Below are 21,414 nucleotides of genomic sequence, written 5' to 3'. Positions count from 1 at the left end.
TCAGGAGGCGGACTGCCGCAGGACGGCGACCTGGCGCGGCGCCAGGACGAGGCCGTCGCCCTCGGTGCGCGGCGCGACGAGCACGTCACCGGTCAGACCAGGCAGCGCCACCTGCTCGTCGCTCCGGTTGACCAGGAACAGATAGCGGTGCTCGGCGTCGCGCCGCACGGCGTGCTCCACCAACCCCCGTGCGTGTTCCGGGAGTTCGCTGGTCACCCCGGCGGGCGCGAGCAGCTCGGGCAGCAGCACGGTCAGCCCGTCGGCGCCGAGCCGGGTGGACACGTACGTGGCCGAGCCGCGGCCCGTGCCGCGCCGGGTGACGGCAGGGCGCGACGCGTACGTGCCGGTGCGGTAGCCCGCCAGGACCTCGACGTCCGTGCCGGTGACGGAGATCCGGTCCGTCCACAGGCTGCCGGTGGTGCCGTTGTCCAGGTCGACGGTGTCGCCGTCGAGCAGCGGCCCGAACTCCTCGATGCGGATGCCGAGGACGTCGCGCAGCGCGCCAGGGTAGCCACCGAGCCAGACGTGGTCGTTCTCGTCGACGATCGCGGAGAAGTACGTGGTGACGAGGTGGCCGCCGCCCTCGACGTACCGGGTGAGTTCCTTGGCGAGCGGCTGTGGCACCACGTGCAGGACGGGCGCGATGACGACGTCGTACGCGGACAGGTCGGTGCGGTGCGCGGGCACCACGTCGGCGCGGTGGCCGAGACGAAGCAGCGCCGAGTACCAGTCGAGGGCCTCGTGGTGGTAGTCGAGGCGGGAGGTGGGGTGGGAGTCCTGCTCGCCGGCCCACCAGGAGTCCCAGTCGAAGAGGATCGCCACACGGGCGGGTTCGCGCTCGCTGCCCGCGATGGGGGCGAGTGCGTCGAGGGTGCGGCCCAGCTCGACGACGGAGCGGAAGAGTTCACTGTCGGCTCCGGCGTGCGGGACCATCGCCGAGTGGTATTTCTCGGCTCCGGCCGCCGACTGGCGCCACTGGAAGAAGCAGACGGCGTCGGCGCCGTGCGCGACGTGCAGCAGCGAGTCGCGGGCCAGCTCTCCCGGGGTCTTCGGTGGGTTGACGGGTTGCCAGTTCACGGCGCTGGTGGAGTGCTCCATCAGGAACCAGGGGCGGTGTCCCGCGATGCCGCTGCTGAGGTTGGCGGAGAAGGAGAGTTCGTCGCGGTCCTGCGCTCCGGGGGTGACGTAGTGGTCGTTGGCTACGAAGTCGACCTCGTCCGCCCAGTCCGCGTAGTCCATGCCCTTGGTGCCCGGCATCACCATGAAGTTGGTGGTGACCGGCGTGTCCGGGCTGAGCTCGCGCAGGATCTCCCGCTCGGCGATCAGGTGGTCCTTGAGAGCGTCCGACGAGAACCGCTTGAAGTCGAGCTGCTGGGTCGGGTTCGGGTGCGAGGCGGCGAGCCGCGGCGGCAGCAGCTGCTCCCAGTCGCTGTAGCGCTGGGACCAGAAGGCCGTCCCCCAGGCGTTGTTGAGGGCGTCGAGCGTGGTGTAGCGGCGGCGCAGCCAGGCCCGGAAGGCGCGGGCGGCGTCGTCGGAGTAGTCGTAGACGTTGTGGCAGCCCAGCTCGTTGTTGACGTGCCAGGCGACCAGGGCCGGGTGGTCGGCGTAGCGGGACGCGAGGCGGCGGACGAGGTTCAGGGCGTGCTCGCGGAAGACGGGCGAGGTGGGCCGCCAGTGCTGCCGGGCGCCCGGCCACAGTGTCTCGCCCCGCGCGGTCACCGGCAGGATCTCCGGGTGCGCGGTGGTGAGCCACGGCGGCGGCGACGCGGTGGCGGTGGCCAGGTCGACGCCGATGCCGCCCGAGTGCAGCAGGTCCATGATCTCGTCGAGCCAGCCGAAGTCCCAGGTGTCGGCTGTGGGTTGGAGCCGCGCCCAGGAGAAGATGGCGAGGGAGACGATGTTCACCCCGGCCTCACGCATGAGCCGGATGTCGTCCGCCCACACCTCCCGTGACCACTGCTCGGGGTTGTAGTCGGCTCCGTAGCCGAGGCGCCGGGTGCCGTCCGAGCCCTTCGCGTACGGGAAACGGGAGGTGAGGGGGGCGGTCATGCGCGTCCTTTCGGGGAGCGGTCTTCCACAGGTGCGGTCGCGGGAGGCGGCGGGCTACTTCTCGACGGTGAAGCCCTGCTCGGTGCCGTACTTGACGGACGCGTCCTGCCAGGACTTCAGCCCGGCCGTGAGCTTGGTCGAGGAGACGTACGCCTTGCCGACGGTGTCGTTGAAGATCGAGTTGGAGTACACCTGGTACGGCAGGTACTTCCAGTCGGTGGGCACACTCTTCGCGGACTCGGCGAAGACCTTGTTGGCCTTCTGGCCGCCGAAGTACGGGAACTCGGTGTTCTGGAACGACGAGGAGTTCAGGTCCTTCGTCGTCGCGGGGAACGCGCCGTTCTTGATGCGGGTCTGCACGCCCGCGCCGGAGTTGGCGTACTCGACGAACGCGTAGGCGAGTTCCTTGTTCTTGCCGAGCTCGGGCAGCGCGAGCGAGCTGCCGCCGTTCTCGGAGCTGGCGTGCGCGCCCTTCTCCCACTGCGGCATGGGGGCGACGCGCCAGTCGCCGGAGGCGCCCTTCACGCCGGAGGCGAAGTTGGCGGGCATCCAGGCGCCGGTGGGCAGCGTGGCGATGGTTCCGTCGCCGAGGCCCTTGTACCAGTCATCGGTCCAGCCGGTGACGGGCGCGACGAGCTTCTCGTCGATCAGCTTCTGCCAGGTGTCGGTGTACTTCTTCGCGCCCGCGTCGGTGAAGTCGATGCCGACCTTGGTGCCGTCGACCTTGTACGGGTGCGAACCGGCCTGCCACAGCAGGCTGGTGGTCAGGCCCGCGTCGCCGGCGTCGCTGGTGATGTACGCCTTCGGGTCGGCCTTGTGCAGCTTGCGGGCGGCCTCGACGTACTCGTCCCAGGTCGTCGGGACGGCGATCTTGTACTTGTCGAAGACCTTCTTGTTGTAGAAGAGCGCCATCGGGCCGGAGTCCATGGGCAGGCCGTAGACGCCGGCGCCGGACTTCACCGAGTTCCACGGCCCCGGCGAGTACGAGTCCGCCAGCTTCTCGGCACCGTACGCCTTGAGGTCGGTGATCTGCTTCGTCAGGGCGTACTGGCCGAGCGCGTAGTACTCGATCTGCGCGACGTCCGGAACACCCTTCTTCGCCGAGATCGCGTTCGACAGAGCCTTGTACTGGTCGTTGTTGGTGCCCGCGTTGACCAGCTTGATGTCGACCTTCGGGTACTTCTTCTCGAAGTCGGCGGCGACCTGCTTCAGCGTGGGCTCCCACGCCCACACCGTGACGGTGCCGCCCTTCTTCAGCGCCGACTGGATGTCGGCCGAACTGACCTGCTTGTCACTCGAGCTGTCGTTGTCGGAGCCGCCGCAGGCGGTGGCCCCGAGGGCGACGGCGCAGAGGAGACCTATGCCGCGCAGCAGGCGGCGGGAGTTCTTGGGCATGGGCATGGCTTCCACTTCTTCGTGGTCCTACAGAGGGTGTGCGGGGCGTGAACTGCGGTGCTGTGTCTACTCCTTGACGCTTCCGGCGGAGAGCCCGGACTGCCAGTACTTCTGGAGCAGCAGGAAGGCGGCGATCAGCGGCACGATGGTGAGCAGTGAGCCGGTGAGCACCAGGTGGGGTATGGCCTCGCCGCCGGCCGTCTGCGCCTGCTTGTTCCAGGAGTCCAGACCGAGCGTGAGCGGATACCAGTCGGGGTCCTTCAGCATGATCAACGGCAGGAAGTAGTTGTTCCAGGTCGCGACCGTGGTGAAGAGCAGGACGGTGACCGTGCCGGGCGCGAGCAGCGGCAGAGCGACCTGGAAGAAGGTGCGCAGCTCGCTCGCGCCGTCGATGCGGGCGGCCTCCATCAGCTCGGTGGGGATCGCCTCGGTGGCGAACACCCACATCAGATACAGGCCGAACGGCGAGATCAGCGACGGGATGATGACGGCCCACGGGGTGTCGGTGAGCCCCATCTTGCTGAACATCAGGAACGTGGGGACGGCAAGGGCCGTGCCCGGCACCGCGACCGCCCCGATGACGACGGCGAACACGGCGCGCTTGCCGGGGAAGGCGAACTTGGCGAGCGCGTATCCGCCGAGGACCGCGAGGAAGGTGGCGCCACCCGCGCCCACCACCACGTACAGGAGGGTGTTGAGGAGCCAGCGGCCGAAGACACCGTCCTGGTACGTGAAGGTCTCGCCGATGTTGTGCCAGAGGTCGAAGTTCCCGTCGAACCACAGGCCGAACGAACGGGCCAGGCCCTGCTGGGACTTGGTGGCACTGATCAGGAGCCACACCAGCGGCAGCAGACTGTAGACGAGGACGACGCCGGTGAGCACGGTCAGCAGGACGCTGCGCCGGGGGCGGCCGGGCATCCGGCGGCGCGGCGAACGCAGGCGCGGGGCGTCGGACTTGAGCGGCGCCGTCGGCCGCACGGAGCCGGTGGTGGTGGTCATCGCGCTCACGCTCCCTTGCGCATGCCGCGCAGCTGGACCACGTAGGCGACGATCATCGTGATCACGCCCATGACGATGGCGACCGTCGCGGAGTAGTTCTGCTGCTGGCCCGAGAAGGACAGCGAGTACGTGTAGAAGTTCGGGGTGTAGTCGGTGGTGATCGCGTTCGGCGCGAGCTTCTGGAGGATGGCGGGCTCGTTGAAGAGCTGGAAGCTGCCGATGATCGAGAAGATCGTGGCGATGACGAGGGCGCCGCGGATCGCGGGAAGCTTGATGGCCGTGATGACGCGCCACTGTCCGGCGCCGTCGATCTCGGCCGCCTCGTACAGCGAGTGCGGTACGACGCGCAGCGCGGCGAAGAAGATCAGCATGTTGTAGCCGACGAACTCCCAGGTAACGATGTTGCCGATGGACGCGAGGACCAGGTCGGCGGACAGTGGGTCGGGCAGCTTCACGCCGAACGCGTCGTTGACGTCGCCGACCAAGCCGTAGCGGGTGCCGTACATGAAGCCCCACATGAGGGTCGCGACGACGGCGGGTACCGCGTAGGGGAGGAAGACGGTGATCCGGAAGAAGTCCTTGCCGTAGAGGCGGCCGCTGTCGATCGCGAGGGCGACGAGCAAGGCGATGCCGAGCATGATCGGCACCTGGATCAGCAGAAACAGTCCGACGCGGACGACTCCGTCCCAGAACTGGCCGTCTTGCAAGGCCTGTTGGTAGTTGTCCAGGCCCACGAAGGTGGTGCCGCCGATGAGTTGTGTGCGGAACAGGCTCAGATAGACCGAGTACGCGAGCGGCGCCAGGAAGACCAGGGCGAAGACGAGCACGAAGGGGCCGATGAACCCCCACCCCGTCCACGAGCGGCGCGCCCTGCGTACCGGTGGCCCGGTCGGTCGCGGCCTTGCGGCGGCCGGCGGCTGAAGCGTCGTCATCTCGCGTCCCTCGCTCGTACGTGTCTCGCGGATGTGCTCGGATGTTTGCGTAAACATTCCGGCGCGCAAGCGACCGCCAGGTGTTATGTTTGCGTAAACATTCGGTGGCGGCATGTCTACACTGCCTCGCAGAGGACGGTCAAGAGTCGCCCGTGAACGATCAACTCGACTGGTGAGGCCAACGGTGGGAGCAACGGACAGCGCCCCGGAGCGCGGCAGGACCCACGCCCGGCGCCGCACACACAACGCGTCCATGGCCGACGTCGCCCGGGTCGCCGGTGTCTCGTCCCAGACGGTCTCCCGCGTCTCGAACGGCTTTCCCGGCGTCAACGAGGAGACGCGCGAGCGGGTCCTCGCCGCCATGAAAGACCTCGGCTACCGCCCCAACAGCGCGGCGCGGGCGCTGAAGCGGGGCGACTTCCGCACCATCGGCGTGATCACGTTCACGCTCTCCACGACAGGCAACATGCGCACGCTCGAGGCCATCGCGACCTCGGCCGCACAGGAGGGCTACGCGGTCACGCTCCTCCCCGTCGCGGTGCCCACCCAGGACGAGGTGCGCGGCGCGTTCTCACGCCTCGGCGAGCTGGCCGTGGACGCGGTCATCGTCATCATGGAGGTCCATCTGCTCGACTCGGCGAGCCTCACGCTGCCGCCACACGTGAAGGTCGTGGTCGCGGACTCGGACGCCGATGACCGCTACGCGGTGGTGGACACGGACCAGGCGGGCGGCACCCGCGACGCGGTACGCCACCTCCTCGACCTCGGCCACCGCACGGTCTGGCATCTGGCAGGCCCCTCCGAGTCGTTCGCCGCGCAGCGCCGAACGGACGCGTGGCGCAGGGCACTTGAGGCCGCGGGCCGCGCGGTCCCACCGCTGGTGCGCGGCGACTGGTCGGCCGGTTCGGGCTACCGCGCGGGCCTGCGCCTGGCCGAACAGGGCGACTGCACCGCGGTGTTCGCGGCGAACGACCAGATGGCGCTCGGCCTACTGCGGGCCCTGGAAGAGCGGGGCCGCAGGGTCCCCGAGGACGTCTCGGTCATCGGCTTCGACGACATTCCCGACTCTGGCTCGTTCCAGCCGCCGCTCACCACGGTCCACCAGGATTTCGCCGAGGTCGGCCGCCGCTGCGTGGAGAGCGCGCTGCGTCAGGTCCGTCAGGGCGAGGCGGAACCCGGTACCACGCTGGTGCCGACACGGCTGGTCGTGCGGGAGAGCACGGGACAACCGCCGTCGCGAGAAGGCGGGCGAGGCTAGGCAGTTCCGTTTGGAAGAGCTGGTCGTTGGTCCAGGTGTGCCGTTAACCTGCGCGTTTCACTTGGGCTTTGGTCCGGATCGCGAGCGGTAACGCAAAAGTGCCTTCTGAGCTGGGACGATGAACCTTGTCGAGGGGTTCTGTCGGTCCTAGCGGAAGGCACTTTCTGCGTGCAGGGTATCGGTTCTCGTCCCAGGCTTCATGCTCGTGCGCCGCGAACGACCGCACCACGGCGCCCGCCTCTCACTGTTCGACCAGGACGAGGGCCTGCGACACCAGATGTTCCTCACCGACACCCCCTACTCCGGCCAGCCCGCTGTGCAACGTCCGCATGGCGAAGGTCGAGGCCGGGCGCGTCAAGCCCGTCGGCTGAGCGCGCAGCGCCTGCCCGACGTCGGGGCAGGCCTCGCTTCAGTCGGTAACCGGTTGTCGGTCCCACAAGTGCACTGTCGCCCCGGTGCGTAGCGGGGCAACCTTGCGGCTTTATCCACGACTCTCGTGACTCTCGACAGCAGATGTTCAGCTCGATGGGAGTCGCTCGTTTTGGTTCGGGGGCGATGTTCACGAGATCGGCGGACAGCACTCGGCAGCCGCTCCCGGTTGATCGTTCCCATTTTTCTAGCCCGCTGAGGGATAGCAGCGGGCGGCTCATCGCGTCGTGATGGCTGCCAGAAGGGGAGGGCCGATGGAGGGCTCAAGTCACGACGAGTTCCGGGAGTTCGTAGCGATGCGCTCCACCGCGCTGCTGCGGCTCGCGGTGCTGCTCACCGGAGGGGACCGGCATGCCGCGGAGGATCTGCTGCAGATCGCGCTGATGAAGGCCTACGGGCGCTGGGCGCGTATCGAGCAGCCCGAGGCGTATGTCCGCCAGGTCCTGTACCGCCAGCAGGTCAACCGCTGGCGGCTGCGCAGGCACCGCGCGGAGACGACGGTGCCCGTACTGCCCGAGCCCGGCACGGACGCCGACGTCGGGTCGGAATCCCGAGCTGCGGATCGCCCTGTGGGCGGCGCTCGGTCGTCTGACGATGCGGCAGCGCGCCGTAGTCGTGCTGCGCTACTTCGAGGATCTGCCGGAGGCCGAGGTGGCGGCGCTGCTGGGGTGCCCGGTCGGCACGGTGCGCAGTACGGCGTACCGGTCGCTCGCCAAGCTCCGGTCGCTCGTACCGGAGCTCGGGCCCGAAGGGCCCACGGAACAGGAGAAGCCGCTCGGCTATCAGGCGAAGGGGATCCAGGGATGACGACGGAGCGGGTGGAGGAGAAGATCCGGGAGACGCTGCACGCGGTCGCCCTGGATGGGGTGCGGGCGCCTGGGGACCTGGTCGAGAAGGTGGTGCGGCGACGCGGCCGGCGCCGTCTCTCGCAGGCCGCGGGGGCGGCGGTGACCGTCGCCGCGATCACCGTGGGGGCGGTGTTCGGCATTGAGGGCGGCGATGCGGCCGAGCGGGACCGGCCTGTCAGGACGGCGGCGTCGCCGGAGGGCTGGAAGCCGTGGAAGAGCGATGCCCCGGGCACCGGCGAGCGGGGCTGCCTGGTCAACGGTTCCGCGCTGTACTGCAGCGGGTCCAAGTACGACGTCGCGAAGTTCGACGCCAACACCGGCGAACGACTGTGGACCGTCAGGGTCAATCGCGAAGGCGACGGGATCGACCACCCGTTCGCCGTGCGCGACGGCGTGGTCTATGCATACCGCAACCACACCGCGAAGAAGCTGCCGAACGGGGACTACATGGGCGGTACCGATCTGATGGCGGTGGACGCCGGCACCGGCGACGTGCTGTGGGCGGTCGAGATGCCGCAGGACGACCGCAGCGGCCAGGCCGCCATGCTCATCGACGGCGCCGTCCTTGCGAACACCCCGTCGCTCCGCACGATGTCGGCCCTCGATCCGCTGACCGGCAAGGAGAAGTGGCGCCACACCTGGAACAAGGGCGTTGTGTGCCAACGAGCGGTGCTGAGCGGCGTGCCCTATCTCCTGTGCACGCGGGACACCGAGGAACCGCACGACACCGACGTCTTCCGTCTCGACCCCGCCACCGGAACCGCCAAGAAGGTCACGACCGTCCCCGGCAGGCAGCAGCTCACCGGGACCTCGGGGGACCGGATGATCCTGGGCGAGATGAAGGATGTGGCCGGCAAGGACCGGCAGTTGACCTTCGTCAGCAGCTCCGGGCAGCAGACCTCGCACCCCTATCGGATCGAGGGGTCGCCGGCCCGCGCGGATGTCGTCGGTGATCTTCTGATCTCCGTGTCTTGGCAGGGCAAGGCCTCGGCCTATTCGCTGACCAAGGGAAAGACCCTATGGACGGGCCCGGTCGGCGTCAAGATGCCCGGCAAGAACACGATGTTGGGCATCGCGCCTCCCGTGGTGTCGGCGGGGCAGGGGGTCGTTTATTTCTTCGGCCCGACCGGAGATCTGTCCGGCCTCGATCTGCGCACGGGTGAGCGGGTCTGGCGCGGTCATGTCGACATCCCCCGGCCGGGGCCAGGGCCGGACATCAGGAACCCGCCCCAACTCCTGCTCTACAAGGACGTGCTGATCGCCCGGAACGGCGGCAGCAAGCTCGTCTCCCTGCTGCCGAGGATCGGCGACTGATCCGAAGAGCCATCGGCCGGATGGTGCTCCCGCCCGGCCGATGGCCCACCGGGCCCTAGCCTCACTCTTCACCTGGGGTGAGGACGGTCACGGTGCCGTGAACGCGAAAGTGCCTTCTGGGTAGGGACGATGAGACTTGTCGAGGGACTCGGTCGTCGCTACTGGAAGGCATTTTCTGCGTGCAGGCTATCCGTTCACGTCCTCGGGTTCATGTCTCCACCGACGGTTCGGGGGCGGTGGGGCATGCCGGGGCCCGGCTGCTGGCGGATCTCGCCGACGCGACCGGGCTGACGTCCGCGTACGCGGATGTGCTCCAGCCGCTGCGGCCACGCGCGACCGGTCACGATCCGGGCCGGATCGCCGTGGACCTTGCGGTGATGATCGCCGACGGCGGAGAGACGATCACCGATCTCGCGGTGCTGAGCTGTTCGTCGCGGGGCGCACCCCGGCGGAACGCGACGCCGGCCGCCGCGTCTTCGTCGCCGGCCAGCGCTCGCCCTCGGAGGCCGTCCCCTCATGAGCACCCCGCCTCCGGTGGCCCCGTCCGTACCTGCTGCTGGATGGTGGTGGCACGGTTGCCGATCAGACCGCTTGCGGTGCTGCGGCGTGGCGGCTTCGATGGATCGGGCCGTGCTCAGTGGGGCGGTGCGCATCGCTGGGGGAGCGTGACGATTCCGGGGCGGTGCTCGAAGGTGTCCATGACCAGCCATTCGTCCAGCTCGGGGTCGTAGAGGTTCTGGACGCCGAACTGCAGTACCTGCCAGAAGGTGCCCCGGTTGTTCTCGTCGACATAGATGTCGCCCAGAGCGAGCGGCAGGCGCGGGTGGTTCCCGGGAGGGAGCTCGGGCAGGACCACGCCCACCCGCCAGTGGTTCACGTACCGCGGCGTGGTGCGCCTGAGGGTCTCCCGCCCGACGAACCGGGCTTTCTCGAACCCCTGGTTCAGTGCCTTCAGGTTGAAGCCCGGGATGCGTGAGCAGGGGTGCTCGTACAGGCCCGGCCATTTGTACGTGAGCGTGTAGAGCGTGTCGTGGTAGATCAGGTTGGTGAACCAGATTGGGTACTGCGGGCCCCCGGCGGTCATTTGGCTGTTGCCGTCCCGCCCCTCCCAGGTGAAGGGCACCGTGATGTCCAGGTCCCGGACGATCCACTTGCCCTTGCCGCGGAAGTCGCGGGGGAGGCGGGGTGGAGCTGGAGTCGGGGAGGGGGCCTGCGGTGCGGCCACCGTCCCGAACGAGAGCGCGGTCCCGGTCCGGTGATCGGCGCCGGCCGCGGACTGAGCGGCCGGCACGAGCGCGAGCGCTCCGGCAAGAGCGGCCGACACGGCCATCAGACGAGTGCCATTCTGGCCCATATTCTTCCTCAGCTGTCGCCTCGGCGCCGTCAGGACGCGTGGAGAATAGAGCTGATACTGCCCCATTCTCTCCTAACCTGCACTTTCCGACACCGACTTTATCGAGAGCGCGGCTGAGGTGTCGTCAGTGTCTCGCTGGCCGAACCGCCCCACCGCAGAGGACCCGTGCCGACAGCCCGCCATTCCCGGTACGGGGGCGAGTGCAACCGGCGCATGACGATCACGATGCGGGCCGTGAGTGCGCCTGCCGCGCCCTACCGGTCGTAATCCCCTCTCCGGGCCCCTTACTTCGTGCGGTAAGTCCGAAGTCCAGCGGTCGTGCCGTTTGTTCGTTGACCTGATGAAATGCCTGTCGCAGGATTTCATCCGTCTCCGCGAAACGGCGGTGCACAAGATGCCGAAACTGCCAATGGGGGCGAGGTCGCCCAGCCTTGTCCCCTGACCGGACTTGACAATGTCGTCGGTTTTATTCGTCCTGATGTGGGGCAACGCCGTGTCCCAGGACTGCACTGGCAGAGCATCAGATAATGCGGCCTGAAACTTGGGGGGAGGGCAGCTGACAGCCGCCATGATGGAATTTCCCACGCTATTGCGGCGATCGGTCACATGGGGCCAAGGCGGGGAGATGGCGCATCATTAGCAGTTCACCAAGACCACTGGAGTTCCGGTCTTCTTCTGCGACCCTGCCAGCCCTTGGCGGCGAGGCGCCAATGAGAACACTAACGGCCTTCTGAGGCAGTGCTTTCCGAAGAGCACCGACCTATCCGTCTTCACTCGCATCGACCTCGACCTCGTAGGTGTCCGCCAGTTCGTGCAGTACCTCTGCCATGCGAGCCGAGGCGAGCAGCTCCGTGGGGTGGGGGGGCACGGCGCCGCTGGCGGCCACGCCTGAGATCGGCGTGGCCCGGTGTCGTGGAGGCTGTCCGTGTTTTTGCCGCCCGGAACGCCCGGGGGCCGGCATGACAGGCAGAGGCCTCGCCACCGCGGCAGCAACCGCCGTGAGCGCCGACGCCGTCGGCTCTCGTGGAGCACAAGCGGTCAGCGGCGGTAGCAGTACGAATCCGAGGAGGCGTCGCCGCCTTCCAGGCGCGTTTGGTGCACGCGCAAGCCCAGGAAGTCCGGGCCGTGTGGGAAGAAGCGGCTGTCGATGGAGAGCCCGCCGTGCAAGGTGTCGGCGTCGAGTTTGACCATCCACGGGTCGATGCCCGCGGGATAGATCTGCGCGTCCCAGGCGGCGTACAAGGAGTTCGTCAGGTACACGCGCCGCCCGTCGCGGCTGAGCTCGACCATCTGCGCTCCGCCGGTCAGCGGAGTTTCCGGCTCGGCGGGATGCGGCTGTCGGCCGGTGATGCCGCCAAGACGCACGGACGCGGTCTGCCTCGGATGGAACGGGTCGCTCACGTCGTACTGGAGCAGCTCGCCGGTTCCCCATGCGGATACGTACAGCCACTGGTCGTCCACCGACAGGTCGATGTCGGTGATCAACGGGGGCACCGCGCCGAACGGCTGCAGCGCCGGGGGCAGGTCCTGCGTTTGCGCGGACTCGGCAGGGACGGTGATCACCTTGCGGACCACGAAGTCCTCGCCCTCCCGGTTCCACAGCCACACCGACGCCGACAGGTCCTCCACGTTGACCACGGTGTCTGTGAACCCCCACGTTGCCTCGGGGTCGTGCGCGGGACGCAGCTCCAGCACCATCTGGTTCTCATTCCCCAGATCGACGCGCTGCAGGTGCCGGCCGGAGTCCAGCTCCCAGAAGTGCAGCGAGTGGCCGTACTGGCGACCCAGCAGCAGTTCGGGGACGAGGCCGTCCTCGATCATCGAGGGGCTCCCCCACTCGCTGGTCACGGCGATGTTCTGGCGCAGATGCCACCAGACGTCGTAGGCGAGCTGTTGCGGTCCGCGATCGCTCTCCCAGGCGCGCAGCACTTCGAAGCTTTCGTGGTCCAGCAGCGCGACGCCGCCAGGCCCGTCCGCACCGTCCGCGCTACCCAGGCAGGACAGGAACATTCCGTCTGGGCCGCAGTGAAGCGTGTGCGGACGCGAATATCCGGCCTTGGCGGCCAACTCCTCGGGCTCGATCACCTTGACCAGGCGCGGGCGGGCGGGATCGGGGCTGGTGTCGAAGACGTGCAGCCGGGAGGAGCGCAGTCCCGGGACGATGAGGTAGCGCCGCGCAGCGTGATGATGACCGGCATGCGCCAGCGCGCTCGAGCAGGCGTTCCAGCCGAAGTGGTGCAGTTCGTTGCCCAGGTCGAGCAGCTCGGCGTGGGAGGTCACGCGGCCGTATGCGGGGGATTCGGGGTCGGTGCCGACGGTGAACAACGCGTCCGCGCGCTGTGCGGTGGGGTCGAAACCGACGACGTAGGCGAGTTTCTCCGGGGGCGCGGCGACGGCGTCCGCCGGAGTGCGGTACAAGGTGGGGTCACTGTGGTCGTCGCGGTCGTGAGCATGCTCGGTCGTCGTCATGGCTGTTCCTTACTCCCGAACGGGAGCGTGGATCTGGGGGACTCCCGACAGGCAGCCGGGCTCACCCGTTCGAGATCGGTGTGCAGGCGCGGGACAGATATGCCATAAAGCGAGCGTTTCACGGCCTCGGCGCCCTGCCAAGGCGGCAGCGCGGGGGGCGCGGACCGCCGCAGCGTGCGGCTCGGCTCTGGCACGCCCGAGATCGCGGGCGCGGAGTGGACACAGGGCCTTCCGGCAGGCCGTCGCCCGTTGGCGGGAGCTTCTTCCGGCGCTCGGGCCAAGTGGAGTCAAAGCCTTGCAGACCGTCCCCTACGACACGTTGTACTTGCGCTCAACCTCCCGCATCTTCATGCCGCCATGATGATCACGCCGGATCGCCGCGTCAACCTTCGACATCTGCGGCATGAGCAGGACCTTCCGCCAGGAGCATTCTTCGAGGCGGACGGCCAGGTCGTCTGGGACCGCGCCTGCGGCGTCGACCGGCTCGACGAGACCCTCGTCGAGCCGGTCGGTCCCGTAGCTTGGCCACAGCGTGAGACGGCCTCAGCACTCGAAGGTGGACAACCATCTCCCGGGATGATGCTCTCGAGTCAGATACAGCGAGTCCGCAACCATGTCCCGGACATGTTCGCCATGTTCCTGCCCAGGTCACAGCCGCTCGCTCTCGGCCGGAAGAACACGCCAGACCCCGACCCGGGCGCCGCGGCCCGCGCTCGACCACGGCCTGTGCCAGCGCCCTGATCTGTCTGCGCCCGCACCGGCGACGGCGCGGAACTCATCCACCCGTCGACTCACCACGCTCGCCCACAACGGCCTGAAAAGCCGCAGATTGGCGTCGCTCGCTTCCAGCGACAGTGTTTATCGATGCGTGGCGGCTCTGGCCCAACTTCTGTGACGAGGTGACGGTGAGTGTGGTCGGCGCGGCCACCAGCAGCGCGTGGACAGTGGCGTGCTGGGCGCGGGTGCGGTCGGCGAAGCGATGCCCGGTGGGTGTGAGGAGAGTTCTGCAGCCGTCACCTTCGAGGGCTTCGTCCTGCTCCATCGTCGGTCTCCGGTCCTCCGGCTCGGCGAAGGCACTCTGACCCCTGGGATGGCCTTCCTCTGCTGCGCAATTTCTGCGGTCCGCTCGAGTGGGCCGCTGCCCGCTCTGGAGGGAACCCTCCTGCGCGGCACGAGTGATCCTTCGATGTGACGTCGAGAGTCTGAAGCGCTGTGTTTCGCAGGCTTGCATGGCGTGGGGCTCATCCGGAGCCTGGAAGCTGTCACAGGACTTCCCCTTCCTGGTGCCAGGAGGCCGGCAGCTGTGAACCTGCCAGTTGATCGAGCAGGTCGGTCAGTTGTTGGGGAGTCGGTCCGCACAGGTGTATGAGGAGGTCCAGGTCGGCGCTGGTGGTGCCGTCGGGGCGGGTGTGTGCGGCCACGGTGAGCGCGGCGAGCTGAACAGCGCCGGGCAGCATCGCAGGGGCGAACCGGGGGAGCGGGTGCGAGGCCCAGTGCGCGGCCCGTGAGGGCGGCGGGGGCCGTCGAGGTAAGCCAAGTTGAGGTCAGTCGGCTTGGGCGGAGTCGAGGTGGAGGGTGTCACCGAGGCTGACGACTTGGCGGTTGTGGAAGACGTCGTCCTCGTGCAGCGTGGTGATGCTGCCCGAGGGCGCCCGGAATCCGGGGTAGCCGGCCGACTCAATCGGCATCTTGATCCAGGACGCCACGACGAACGTCAGGGAGCCTCCGTGCGTCACGATGATCTCGTGTGCGCACCAGCTCTGCAGGATCTCGTCCATGGCTGCGTAGAGGCGCTGCGCCCACGCGGCTTTGGTCTCGGAACCCTCCACGTTCTCGTCGTGGTCCATTCGCTCTCCGGCAGCCGCGGTGGGACGAAGTGCCGGTCCAGCCATTCCTGCGGCTTTCCCTCTGCCTCACCGTAGGACTTCTCTCGCAGTCTGCGATCCAGGATCGGCTTCACGCCGAACAGTTCGGCTACTTCCTCGGCGGTCCGCGAGGTGGGCTGCAGATCAGAGGAGAACACTTCCACCCCGGCGCCGTCCGGGATCCGGGCCCGCAGCACCTGGGCGATGGAGACCGCCGCACGGATGCCGACGGGCGTCAGCTGCGAGTCGTGCCATCCGCCGACGACGCCCTCGAGGTGGTGCGTCGCCTCGGGATGGGCGACGACGTAAAGAGTGCGCATGAGCGCGTGCCCTCCATCGTCAGGTACGCAGGTGGGACGCGCCGTTGAGGTCCACGATGGTCCCCGATGCCCACGTCGCCGCGGGCGAGGCCAGGAAGTGCACGGTGGCGGCGACCTCGTCCGGTGTGCCGACCCTGCCGAACGGGCTCTCCGCGCGCAGGCGCTCGCCCTCCGGCCCCGCCAGTTTGGCGGCCTGGCGCTCGGTAGCCACGAACCCCGGAGCGACGGAGGTGACCGCGATGCCGTGCGGTGCCAGGGCAACAGCCAGTGACTGGCCGAGTGCGTGCAGGGCGGCCTTGGTCGTCCCGTAAGCCGGGAAGTCAGGCTCCCCCCGAAACGCGCCGCGGGAGCCGACGTTGACGATGGCGCCCCCTGCTCCACGGCCGATCAGGTGCCGGGCAACGGACCAGCACAGGTCGGCCGGGGCGAGCAGGTTCACGTCGACCATGCGCCGCCACACGCGCTGCCAGTCAGCGATCGGGGTGTCGGCGACCGGGTGGCGGTTGGCCTCCGTCGGCGCCACACCGGCATTGTTGACCAGCACGTCAACCGATCCCAGGGCGGCAACCGCCTGAGAGACGAGCTGTTCGGCGGCGTCCGGCTCGCCGAGGTCTGCCTGCAGCAACACGTGTCCCTCGCCGGGCAGTTGCCGCAGTGTCTCCTCGGCGTCCGCGCGGTTGCCCGCGTACTGCACCGCAACCCGGTCACCGCCATGAGCGAACGCCAGCGCGACGGCCCGGCCGATGCCCCGCGATCCGCCGGTCACCAGGACGGCCCTCATCGGGCGACCGCCGTGCACGCGCCACGGAGAGGCGCTGCGGGCCCGTTGGCTTTGAAGCCGGACAGCGGACTCGCGGTTCGCGGTCGGCGTGCGAGGCCGTGGCTGCGCTGCTCGTGAGGCGGCATACGGCGACAGATCGGCGCCGCCGATGGGGCAACGGGACGGTGCGGCATGGGGAATCTCCTGGTCGGCGAATCTGAATCCATGGACAGCTGCTCCTCTGCGACGAATCTTTCCATCAGGGCAATCGGGTCACCGCGTGCGCCCTGCCCGCGTACAGCTTGCTCCCTGACCTGCGCATCCATGGCAACTGAGTTTGGGCAAGGACAGCAGGTACCAGTGTCCCGGAGCCCTGGATCCGAGCCTGGAGACCGGGGAGTATCCGGAACCGACCTCGTTCGCAGCGGGCGAACGTGCCGTCAATCGGTTCCGGCCGTGGCCGGTGCCCAGGGGCGCACTCGTCCATCCAGGGTTCGGGGCGGGCCTGCGTGCGGCTGTGCATCCCGTCGTGGGATGCGCTCGACACCCGGCACTGGACCCATGCCGCCCAGCTGCCGCCCGCCGAACCCGCACGGCTCCTGGGTACGTACGCGTCCCGGGTGATGACGCCGCACGGTTCCACCGCGGTGACCGGCCTGGAGCTGATGACCGCGCTGTACCCGTCGACCCGTGCCGGCGCGCCGGACGAGAACGGCAAGCGCACCTCGGAGCACAACCCCGGCTCGCTGGGGAAGGACCCCATCGACTTGATTCTGATGCACTCATCGATAAGTTGCTGCCACGGGAGCGGCCGATGGCGTGGTCGTCCGGTTCGCCGACGGGCCCAGGCCGGCACGTCGCTGGCATCGTCTTGTGGTCAGCCAGGTGACTTGGAACCACTCCTGAGGGATTCGCCACTGAAACGGCACTGGGGCCAGCCAACTCACGGAAGGAGGGCTCCATCACCCCAGCAAGATGCGCGTTCTGCTTGCGCATCTCCTGGTAGAAACAGCGCGCGGCGCCCGCCAACGCTCGGCGCAAGGCCAGCGGGCTCAGCTCACGGCTGCGGTGATCGCCTCATGGCCGCTAGCCTCGTGTGAGGGCCTTGACCTCAGGAGGCAGGCTGCCACCGGGTTGGACGGCGAGGAGCATGACCTCGTCCGAGGTGTACCGCATCGCGATGGCGATACGTGGATTCAAGCCGTCGACGGCATAGACGGTAGTCGGTTTGGGCCCTGCGGCATCGTCGTTGTGGCCCGGTGTGTCATCGCAGGGCGGGAACTCGGCGGGGCCGAGTGCTTTGCCTACGGTGAAGTCGACGTTGGCCACCTGCGTATAGGTGCGGCCCCCGTACGTGGCAGCGATCGCGCATGCCCCTTCGGCCTCCCCGCCACCGCCCTGCGCTGAACAGGCGGTCGTCAGCGCGGCCACGACCATGATCATGCCCGAGTACAACGGCAGCCGCCGCGACCGCGTCGACATGTCGGCGTCGCGTCGGCGTGGAATTCTGATTCGCATCAGTGGGCTCCTTCTGGAGCGTGCGCGCTCCGTCTCACCGGGTGCCGCGTAACCCATGGGGAGTTCGGACCCCGGGTGTGTCTCCCGATCAATTCATGAACATGACGGAGCTCGGGGCGAACTGGTTCGTTCCGCTTTCGGTGACTCGCCCTTCTCACATGATTCAAACGAGAGACCCTAGTCCGTCAGCCGGCTCCAGCACCCGCCGACCCCGTGGGACGAACCGCGCACTCCCCGAGGAGCCTTGAGCAGGAGGCCTTCCATCCGCAGGACCTTCGACGCAGCGCTGCGCTGACAAGGCGGCGTCGATTCGCCCCTCTCAGGACGGCAGCAACGACACCTGCATCACCCTGCTTCAGAAGGAATTCGCACGAGGCCACTGCTTCAGGTGCAGCGTCCCGTTCAACGCCACCCCTGCCAGGCATGCGGAGGGTTCCGCTCCATCACATCCTGTGAGTAAACCTCTTTCATCCTGTGTGGCAGGGGTGAAATGGCCCGGTGGGCGGAGGTCTGACAGGACAGGGCCCTTCGTCGTTGGCGTGGTGATCACGCCCATCACACCGGCGACCGAGTGGCCCTGATGGTTCCGTATCCTTCTATGCTCGATGACCCGTACGAGCTCGTCGAGCATGTCTCCTGGCTCATCTACGCTCGAAGGCGTGAACTCCGATCACCTTGGCGGAAGTTGAGCTGCTTCAACCAGCCCTGCTCGTTGCCGTCCAAGCGGATGTGTCCAGGTGATCAAGCTGCGTAGAGAACAGTCATGATCACCCACGGCCGCGGGCTTCCTGTGTCCAGGACCCGACTCACCCTCCTCCCACTATCTGTGACGGTGTGACAGGTCGACTACAGCCAGACCCGCTCAAGCTCCAAGACTCGCCATCGGGGGCCCTTCGCGCAGCCGGAGTGAAGACATCACGGCCGGCCTGCGCCGCAACGCCTGCAACCCCCGCATCCCCTCGCACTCCTCGGCTTCGAATGGGCGCGAACCGGACATCATGCGACTACGTCGAAGCCCTGGCTCCCGGAACAGCGATGACAGGGACCACGGCTGCGGTGTCAGTCTGCTGAAGTATCCTTCCCGCCACCGCACACCGACTGGGAGGACCAAGAGAATTGACTGGCCTGTCTGCTTTCCCGCTGCCCTTTCATGCCTCCCGTTCCATATCGTTCGCGACACCCCGAACGCTGCGGGAACTTGAGATGATGCAGTGCAGCTCACTCATCCGGGCGAAGCCGGGGTGGTTCGACAAGATGAACGATGCCGACATCGTCGCCAGGTGGACGCAAGAAGCGGTCGCCCAGGGCCTCACCGAGGCGCAGGTTCGTTACGTGCTTGCCGAACTCCTGCATTACGCCGCGCTGCGGGACGGACGAACCGGCGTCGAGGCGTCCGCCGTCGATGGGGTGTGGCAGTCGGACACACTGGTCGACGACAAGCTCAGATCCCGGCTGCGCGAAGCGGTTCGGGTTCTGGAGCAGGTCCCCGAAGCAGAACAGGACTGGCATCCCGGATCCGACGGCCAGGTACTGGATCTGGTTCATCCCTCACTGTTCTGCCTGGTGAGGGAGGTGAGCGGTGCGCCCGAGAGGGCTTGGCAGAACCCGACGGACCGCTACTCGAGGTACGAATTCTCGGAGAAATTCCAGTGGCTACCCACGGACGTCGATGTCAGTGACGACGGCGATGTCGCCTTCCGTTCGTACGTCAACAACGTCCACCCCGAGACTCATCGCGAACTAGCCTCCGTCCTGCCAGAATTGTTCGCGCGCTTGCGCCCGCTGCTGGAGAACGTGCTCACCGATTTGCGCCATCCGCGGCCCCTGCGAATCGAGGCCGATCCTTACGGGTGGTACGAATCGGAGCCGGAGTATCCGCCCAAATCCTCCTACAGTGATGACGGGGATTACGCAGAAGCCCTCCGTGCATGGGAAGAGGCCCAGGACGACTGGTGGGAAAACCGCCGCCCGGCCATCCCGGATGCCCCGGCCTTCACCCCGCCCGAGTTGCCCCATGAATCCGCCCGAGTCGACCTGCGCGGCCGCCGTCTCCAGGTCATCGTCAAGCTCGCCACCATTCATCTCACCCCGGACAAGCCCGAATACCCCGGCGGTTCCTGGCATGTCGAGGGGATGATGAACGAGCGGATCGTCTCGACCGGCATCTACTACTGGGACAGCGAAAACATCACCGAAAGCCAGCTGAGTTTCCGGGCGGCACTCGACGACCCAAACTACGAACAGAACGACGACAACGGCCTGCGTGAGGTCTACGGCCTGGAGAACGAAGACGCACTGAACCAGATGCTGGGATCGACGTCGACCCCAGCGGGCCGCTGCCTGGCGTTCCCGAACATCCTGCAACACCGCGTCGGCTCATTCCGCCTCACGGACCCCACCCGCCCGGGATATCGCAAAATTCTCGCGTTCTTCCTGGTCGACCCGTCGGAAAAGATCGTCTCGACATCCGATGTGCCACCGCAACAACCATGGTCCGACACCTCGACCATGACGCTTGAACAGGCCAAGAACTACCGCGAACAACTCATGCAGGAACGCAAGTTCTTCGTCGACGAACACAACGAGCAGCTCTACGAACGAGAATTCTCCCTCTGCGAGCACTGAACCTCTTCTAGCCTGAATACATGCAGGTCAGGAGGGTGTGGACGATGGTGCCGATGCGGCGGGTGGAGCATCTGGCCCGTCGGAGCAGTCGCCAGGTTTTCAGCTGCGCGAAGGCACGTTCTCCAGGAGCCCGCAGCCGTGCGTGATCACCGTTGAAGTCCTGGTAGTGCTTGGGCTGTTCGCGGTGGTGGTAGGGGGTGTGAACGGTGGCGCCAGCTCCCTGATAGGCCGGGCACTGGCGCGCGAGGCGTCGTAGCGGGCACGCACCCGGAACGCGGTCAGGAACGTGTCGGCCGTGACGTCGTCCGCCGCGTGGTCGCCGAGGCGCCGGGCCGCGTACCGGTGGATGTCGGGTGCGTACCGGTCGTAGAGCCGGGCGAACAGCTCCGGATGATCCAGGGACTGCGCGATGACATGGCCGTCGCGCTCGTCGCCGGGGTCGAGCGCCGGTGGTCGGGTCACGGGTCCTCCGTCAGCGGGTGGGGTCGAGCGTGTCACCCGTTGTTCCCCGCTGCCCCGCGAAGAGTTCACGTCCGCACAGGATTTTCTCAGGGAGCGGGCGCGACCCTACGGGATCAGCCGCGCCGGCATCTCCCGTGCGTACCCGGCGTCGTACACCCCGCCCGTGAGCAGCACCAGCAGCGAGATCCCATCCATGAGCGCGACCAGGGCCCGTGCCGTGACGGGATCGATGCGCTCGGCGAGGGCGTCGGACAGCTCCTGGCACCACTCGGCGGCGACGAGGCGCAGCGCGGGCTTGCGCAGCGCGGGATTGCGCAGCGCGGCGAGGTACAGCTCGTACTCCAGCTCCACGCCGACCCGGTGGCGTACGGTGGCGTGTCGTGGATCAGCGTGACCGGCTGGTCGGGGGAGGACGCTATGGCGGTGAACGGTACGGAGTAGCGGACGTGGAAGAACCTGGCGCTGCGTGACGACGTGCCGCCGGCCGCATTTCCGGCACTCGTGGCGGGGCTGATCCCCTCGTAAGAGGACGGGCCGCTGGAGGCAACGGACTGGCAGCATGCGGTGTTCCAACAGGTCCTGCCGCATCTGTTGGCGCGGATCGACGACCAGGGCCTGCGGGACCAGCTGCTTGCTGCCGCAGGCAGTACTTACGTGACCGAGGCGCTGCGCAACGGTGCATTAGGGCGCCGCAGGTGGGTGATCGAGCGGACGATGTCGTGGCTGACGGGCTACCGCAGACTCAGCCCTCGTTACGAGCGCCAACCCGCCAACTACCTGGCCTAATCCGGAGTTAAGAGCGGCCGGCAGGCCAGAT

At 67.7% G+C, this 21,414-nt stretch carries 16 protein-coding genes and 8 pseudogenes; 8 read left to right on the top strand and 16 right to left on the bottom strand.

From position 1 onward, the window contains the following. The 4 genes from CG723_RS39265 to CG723_RS39250 form a co-directional block, all read right to left on the bottom strand. Positions 1-2,049 carry a beta-galactosidase gene (locus tag CG723_RS39265; RefSeq protein WP_100598344.1) on the bottom strand — a complete coding sequence of 683 codons (2,049 nt, stop codon included), beginning with the start codon at positions 2,047-2,049 and terminating at the stop codon, positions 1-3. Positions 2,050-2,103: 54 nt separating this feature from the next. Beyond that, positions 2,104-3,444, bottom strand: coding sequence for an ABC transporter substrate-binding protein (locus CG723_RS39260; RefSeq protein ID WP_199842077.1), 1,341 nt, complete (start codon positions 3,442-3,444; stop codon positions 2,104-2,106). A 66-nt stretch (positions 3,445-3,510) separates the two neighbouring features. After that, positions 3,511-4,443, bottom strand: a complete 933-nt coding sequence (locus CG723_RS39255) for a carbohydrate ABC transporter permease (RefSeq protein ID WP_100598342.1) — start codon at positions 4,441-4,443, stop codon at positions 3,511-3,513. 5 nt (positions 4,444-4,448) lie between these two features. Continuing rightward, a complete protein-coding gene (locus CG723_RS39250) occupies positions 4,449-5,375 on the bottom strand; it encodes a carbohydrate ABC transporter permease (protein ID WP_100598341.1) in 927 nt (308 codons plus the stop codon). A 253-nt stretch (positions 5,376-5,628) separates the two neighbouring features. Between CG723_RS39250 and CG723_RS39245 the strand changes: the two genes are divergently transcribed. The 4 genes and pseudogenes from CG723_RS39245 to CG723_RS39225 form a co-directional block, all read left to right on the top strand. After that, the gene (locus tag CG723_RS39245; RefSeq protein WP_100598340.1) at positions 5,629-6,633 is read left to right on the top strand and encodes a LacI family DNA-binding transcriptional regulator; all 1,005 of its coding nucleotides are present in this window, start codon (positions 5,629-5,631) and stop codon (positions 6,631-6,633) included. Between the two features lie 740 nt (positions 6,634-7,373). Then, positions 7,374-7,869: pseudogene (locus CG723_RS39235) on the top strand (SigE family RNA polymerase sigma factor). Further along, positions 7,866-9,224: an outer membrane protein assembly factor BamB family protein gene (locus tag CG723_RS39230; RefSeq protein WP_100598338.1), complete on the top strand. Its 1,359-nt coding sequence runs from the start codon at positions 7,866-7,868 to the stop codon at positions 9,222-9,224. Before CG723_RS39235 ends, CG723_RS39230 begins: the two are co-directional and overlap by 4 nt. Positions 9,225-9,385: 161 nt before the next feature. Next, a pseudogene (locus CG723_RS39225) lies at positions 9,386-9,646 on the top strand (IS1380 family transposase); the annotation flags it as partial. Positions 9,647-9,858: 212 nt separating this feature from the next. Here the strand turns inward: CG723_RS39225 and CG723_RS39220 are convergent. Beyond that, positions 9,859-10,578, bottom strand: coding sequence for a hypothetical protein (locus CG723_RS39220; protein WP_159032633.1), 720 nt, complete (start codon positions 10,576-10,578; stop codon positions 9,859-9,861). Between the two features lie 580 nt (positions 10,579-11,158). On the opposite strand from CG723_RS39220, the pseudogene CG723_RS39215 reads away from it, so the two are divergent. Continuing rightward, a pseudogene (locus CG723_RS39215) lies at positions 11,159-11,374 on the top strand (IS30 family transposase); the annotation flags it as partial. Here the strand turns inward: CG723_RS39215 and CG723_RS48790 are convergent. The 7 genes from CG723_RS48790 to CG723_RS39190 all read right to left on the bottom strand — a co-directional run bounded on the left by CG723_RS48790 (position 11,339) and on the right by CG723_RS39190 (position 16,013). Next, complete coding sequence (locus CG723_RS48790; protein ID WP_267893767.1) at positions 11,339-11,464, bottom strand: hypothetical protein; 126 nt, start codon at positions 11,462-11,464, stop codon at positions 11,339-11,341. The pseudogene CG723_RS39215 and the gene CG723_RS48790 sit on opposite strands and share 36 nt — an antisense overlap. A gap of 152 nt (positions 11,465-11,616) precedes the next feature. Continuing rightward, positions 11,617-13,047 (bottom strand): selenium-binding protein SBP56-related protein, encoded by a 1,431-nt coding sequence (locus CG723_RS39210; protein ID WP_100598336.1) that lies wholly within the window; start codon positions 13,045-13,047, stop codon positions 11,617-11,619. A 775-nt stretch (positions 13,048-13,822) separates the two neighbouring features. Further along, entirely contained in the window at positions 13,823-14,089 is a 267-nt protein-coding gene (locus CG723_RS46575; protein WP_159032632.1) for a hypothetical protein, read from the bottom strand. Positions 14,090-14,309: 220 nt separating this feature from the next. Further along, entirely contained in the window at positions 14,310-14,504 is a 195-nt protein-coding gene (locus tag CG723_RS39200) for a hypothetical protein (RefSeq protein WP_100598335.1), read from the bottom strand. A gap of 87 nt (positions 14,505-14,591) precedes the next feature. Continuing rightward, on the bottom strand, positions 14,592-14,894 hold the full coding sequence (locus tag CG723_RS48785) for a histidine phosphatase family protein (protein WP_267893763.1): 303 nt from the start codon (positions 14,892-14,894) through the stop codon (positions 14,592-14,594). Further along, the gene (locus CG723_RS39195) at positions 14,780-15,232 is read right to left on the bottom strand and encodes a histidine phosphatase family protein (protein WP_267893762.1); all 453 of its coding nucleotides are present in this window, start codon (positions 15,230-15,232) and stop codon (positions 14,780-14,782) included. The genes CG723_RS48785 and CG723_RS39195 overlap by 115 nt, the downstream gene beginning before the upstream one ends. A gap of 19 nt (positions 15,233-15,251) precedes the next feature. Beyond that, positions 15,252-16,013, bottom strand: a complete 762-nt coding sequence (locus CG723_RS39190) for an SDR family NAD(P)-dependent oxidoreductase (protein ID WP_100598334.1) — start codon at positions 16,011-16,013, stop codon at positions 15,252-15,254. 470 nt (positions 16,014-16,483) lie between these two features. Here CG723_RS39190 and CG723_RS48225 point away from each other — a divergent pair. Next, positions 16,484-16,759 (top strand): annotated as a pseudogene (locus CG723_RS48225) (telomere-associated protein Tap); the annotation flags it as partial. A gap of 319 nt (positions 16,760-17,078) precedes the next feature. Here the strand turns inward: CG723_RS48225 and CG723_RS39180 are convergent. After that, the gene (locus CG723_RS39180; protein ID WP_100598333.1) at positions 17,079-17,510 is read right to left on the bottom strand and encodes a DUF6281 family protein; all 432 of its coding nucleotides are present in this window, start codon (positions 17,508-17,510) and stop codon (positions 17,079-17,081) included. 1,116 nt (positions 17,511-18,626) lie between these two features. Here CG723_RS39180 and CG723_RS39175 point away from each other — a divergent pair. After that, the gene (locus CG723_RS39175) at positions 18,627-20,135 is read left to right on the top strand and encodes a DUF4246 domain-containing protein (RefSeq protein ID WP_100598332.1); all 1,509 of its coding nucleotides are present in this window, start codon (positions 18,627-18,629) and stop codon (positions 20,133-20,135) included. A gap of 7 nt (positions 20,136-20,142) precedes the next feature. On the opposite strand, the pseudogene CG723_RS39170 reads toward CG723_RS39175, so the two are convergent. The 3 pseudogenes from CG723_RS39170 to CG723_RS39160 form a co-directional block, all read right to left on the bottom strand. Further along, positions 20,143-20,364: pseudogene (locus tag CG723_RS39170) on the bottom strand (IS5/IS1182 family transposase); the annotation flags it as partial. Further along, positions 20,361-20,597 (bottom strand): annotated as a pseudogene (locus CG723_RS39165) (RNA polymerase sigma factor); the annotation flags it as partial. The pseudogenes CG723_RS39165 and CG723_RS39170, both read right to left, overlap by 4 nt. Before the next feature lie 105 nt (positions 20,598-20,702). Further along, positions 20,703-20,957: pseudogene (locus CG723_RS39160) on the bottom strand (TetR family transcriptional regulator); the annotation flags it as partial. Positions 20,958-21,278: 321 nt separating this feature from the next. Between CG723_RS39160 and CG723_RS39155 the strand changes: the two are divergent. Beyond that, positions 21,279-21,383, top strand: a pseudogene (locus CG723_RS39155) (transposase); the annotation flags it as partial. Positions 21,384-21,414: the final 31 nt, after the last annotated feature.

This window comes from Streptomyces sp. CB01635 (genome assembly GCF_002803065.1).
GTDB lineage: Bacteria > Actinomycetota > Actinomycetes > Streptomycetales > Streptomycetaceae > Streptomyces.
Note: the sequence above shows the minus strand (reverse complement) of the source record. Positions and strands in the feature narration are given on the sequence as shown.

Coding starts and splice junctions, on each gene's coding strand:
- CG723_RS39180 (WP_100598333.1), bottom strand. CDS start 17,510: ATGCGAATCAGAATTCCACGCCGACGCGACGCCGACATGTCGACGCGG.
- CG723_RS39260 (WP_199842077.1), bottom strand. CDS start 3,444: ATGCCCAAGAACTCCCGCCGCCTGCTGCGCGGCATAGGTCTCCTCTGC.
- CG723_RS39245 (WP_100598340.1), top strand. CDS start 5,629: ATGGCCGACGTCGCCCGGGTCGCCGGTGTCTCGTCCCAGACGGTCTCC.
- CG723_RS39200 (WP_100598335.1), bottom strand. CDS start 14,504: ATGCTGCCCGGCGCTGTTCAGCTCGCCGCGCTCACCGTGGCCGCACAC.
- CG723_RS39210 (WP_100598336.1), bottom strand. CDS start 13,047: ATGACGACGACCGAGCATGCTCACGACCGCGACGACCACAGTGACCCC.
- CG723_RS39265 (WP_100598344.1), bottom strand. CDS start 2,049: ATGACCGCCCCCCTCACCTCCCGTTTCCCGTACGCGAAGGGCTCGGAC.
- CG723_RS39190 (WP_100598334.1), bottom strand. CDS start 16,013: ATGAGGGCCGTCCTGGTGACCGGCGGATCGCGGGGCATCGGCCGGGCC.
- CG723_RS39255 (WP_100598342.1), bottom strand. CDS start 4,443: ATGACCACCACCACCGGCTCCGTGCGGCCGACGGCGCCGCTCAAGTCC.
- CG723_RS39195 (WP_267893762.1), bottom strand. CDS start 15,232: ATGCGCACTCTTTACGTCGTCGCCCATCCCGAGGCGACGCACCACCTC.
- CG723_RS46575 (WP_159032632.1), bottom strand. CDS start 14,089: ATGGAGCAGGACGAAGCCCTCGAAGGTGACGGCTGCAGAACTCTCCTC.
- CG723_RS39230 (WP_100598338.1), top strand. CDS start 7,866: ATGACGACGGAGCGGGTGGAGGAGAAGATCCGGGAGACGCTGCACGCG.
- CG723_RS48785 (WP_267893763.1), bottom strand. CDS start 14,894: ATGGACCACGACGAGAACGTGGAGGGTTCCGAGACCAAAGCCGCGTGG.
- CG723_RS39250 (WP_100598341.1), bottom strand. CDS start 5,375: ATGACGACGCTTCAGCCGCCGGCCGCCGCAAGGCCGCGACCGACCGGG.
- CG723_RS39220 (WP_159032633.1), bottom strand. CDS start 10,578: ATGGGCCAGAATGGCACTCGTCTGATGGCCGTGTCGGCCGCTCTTGCC.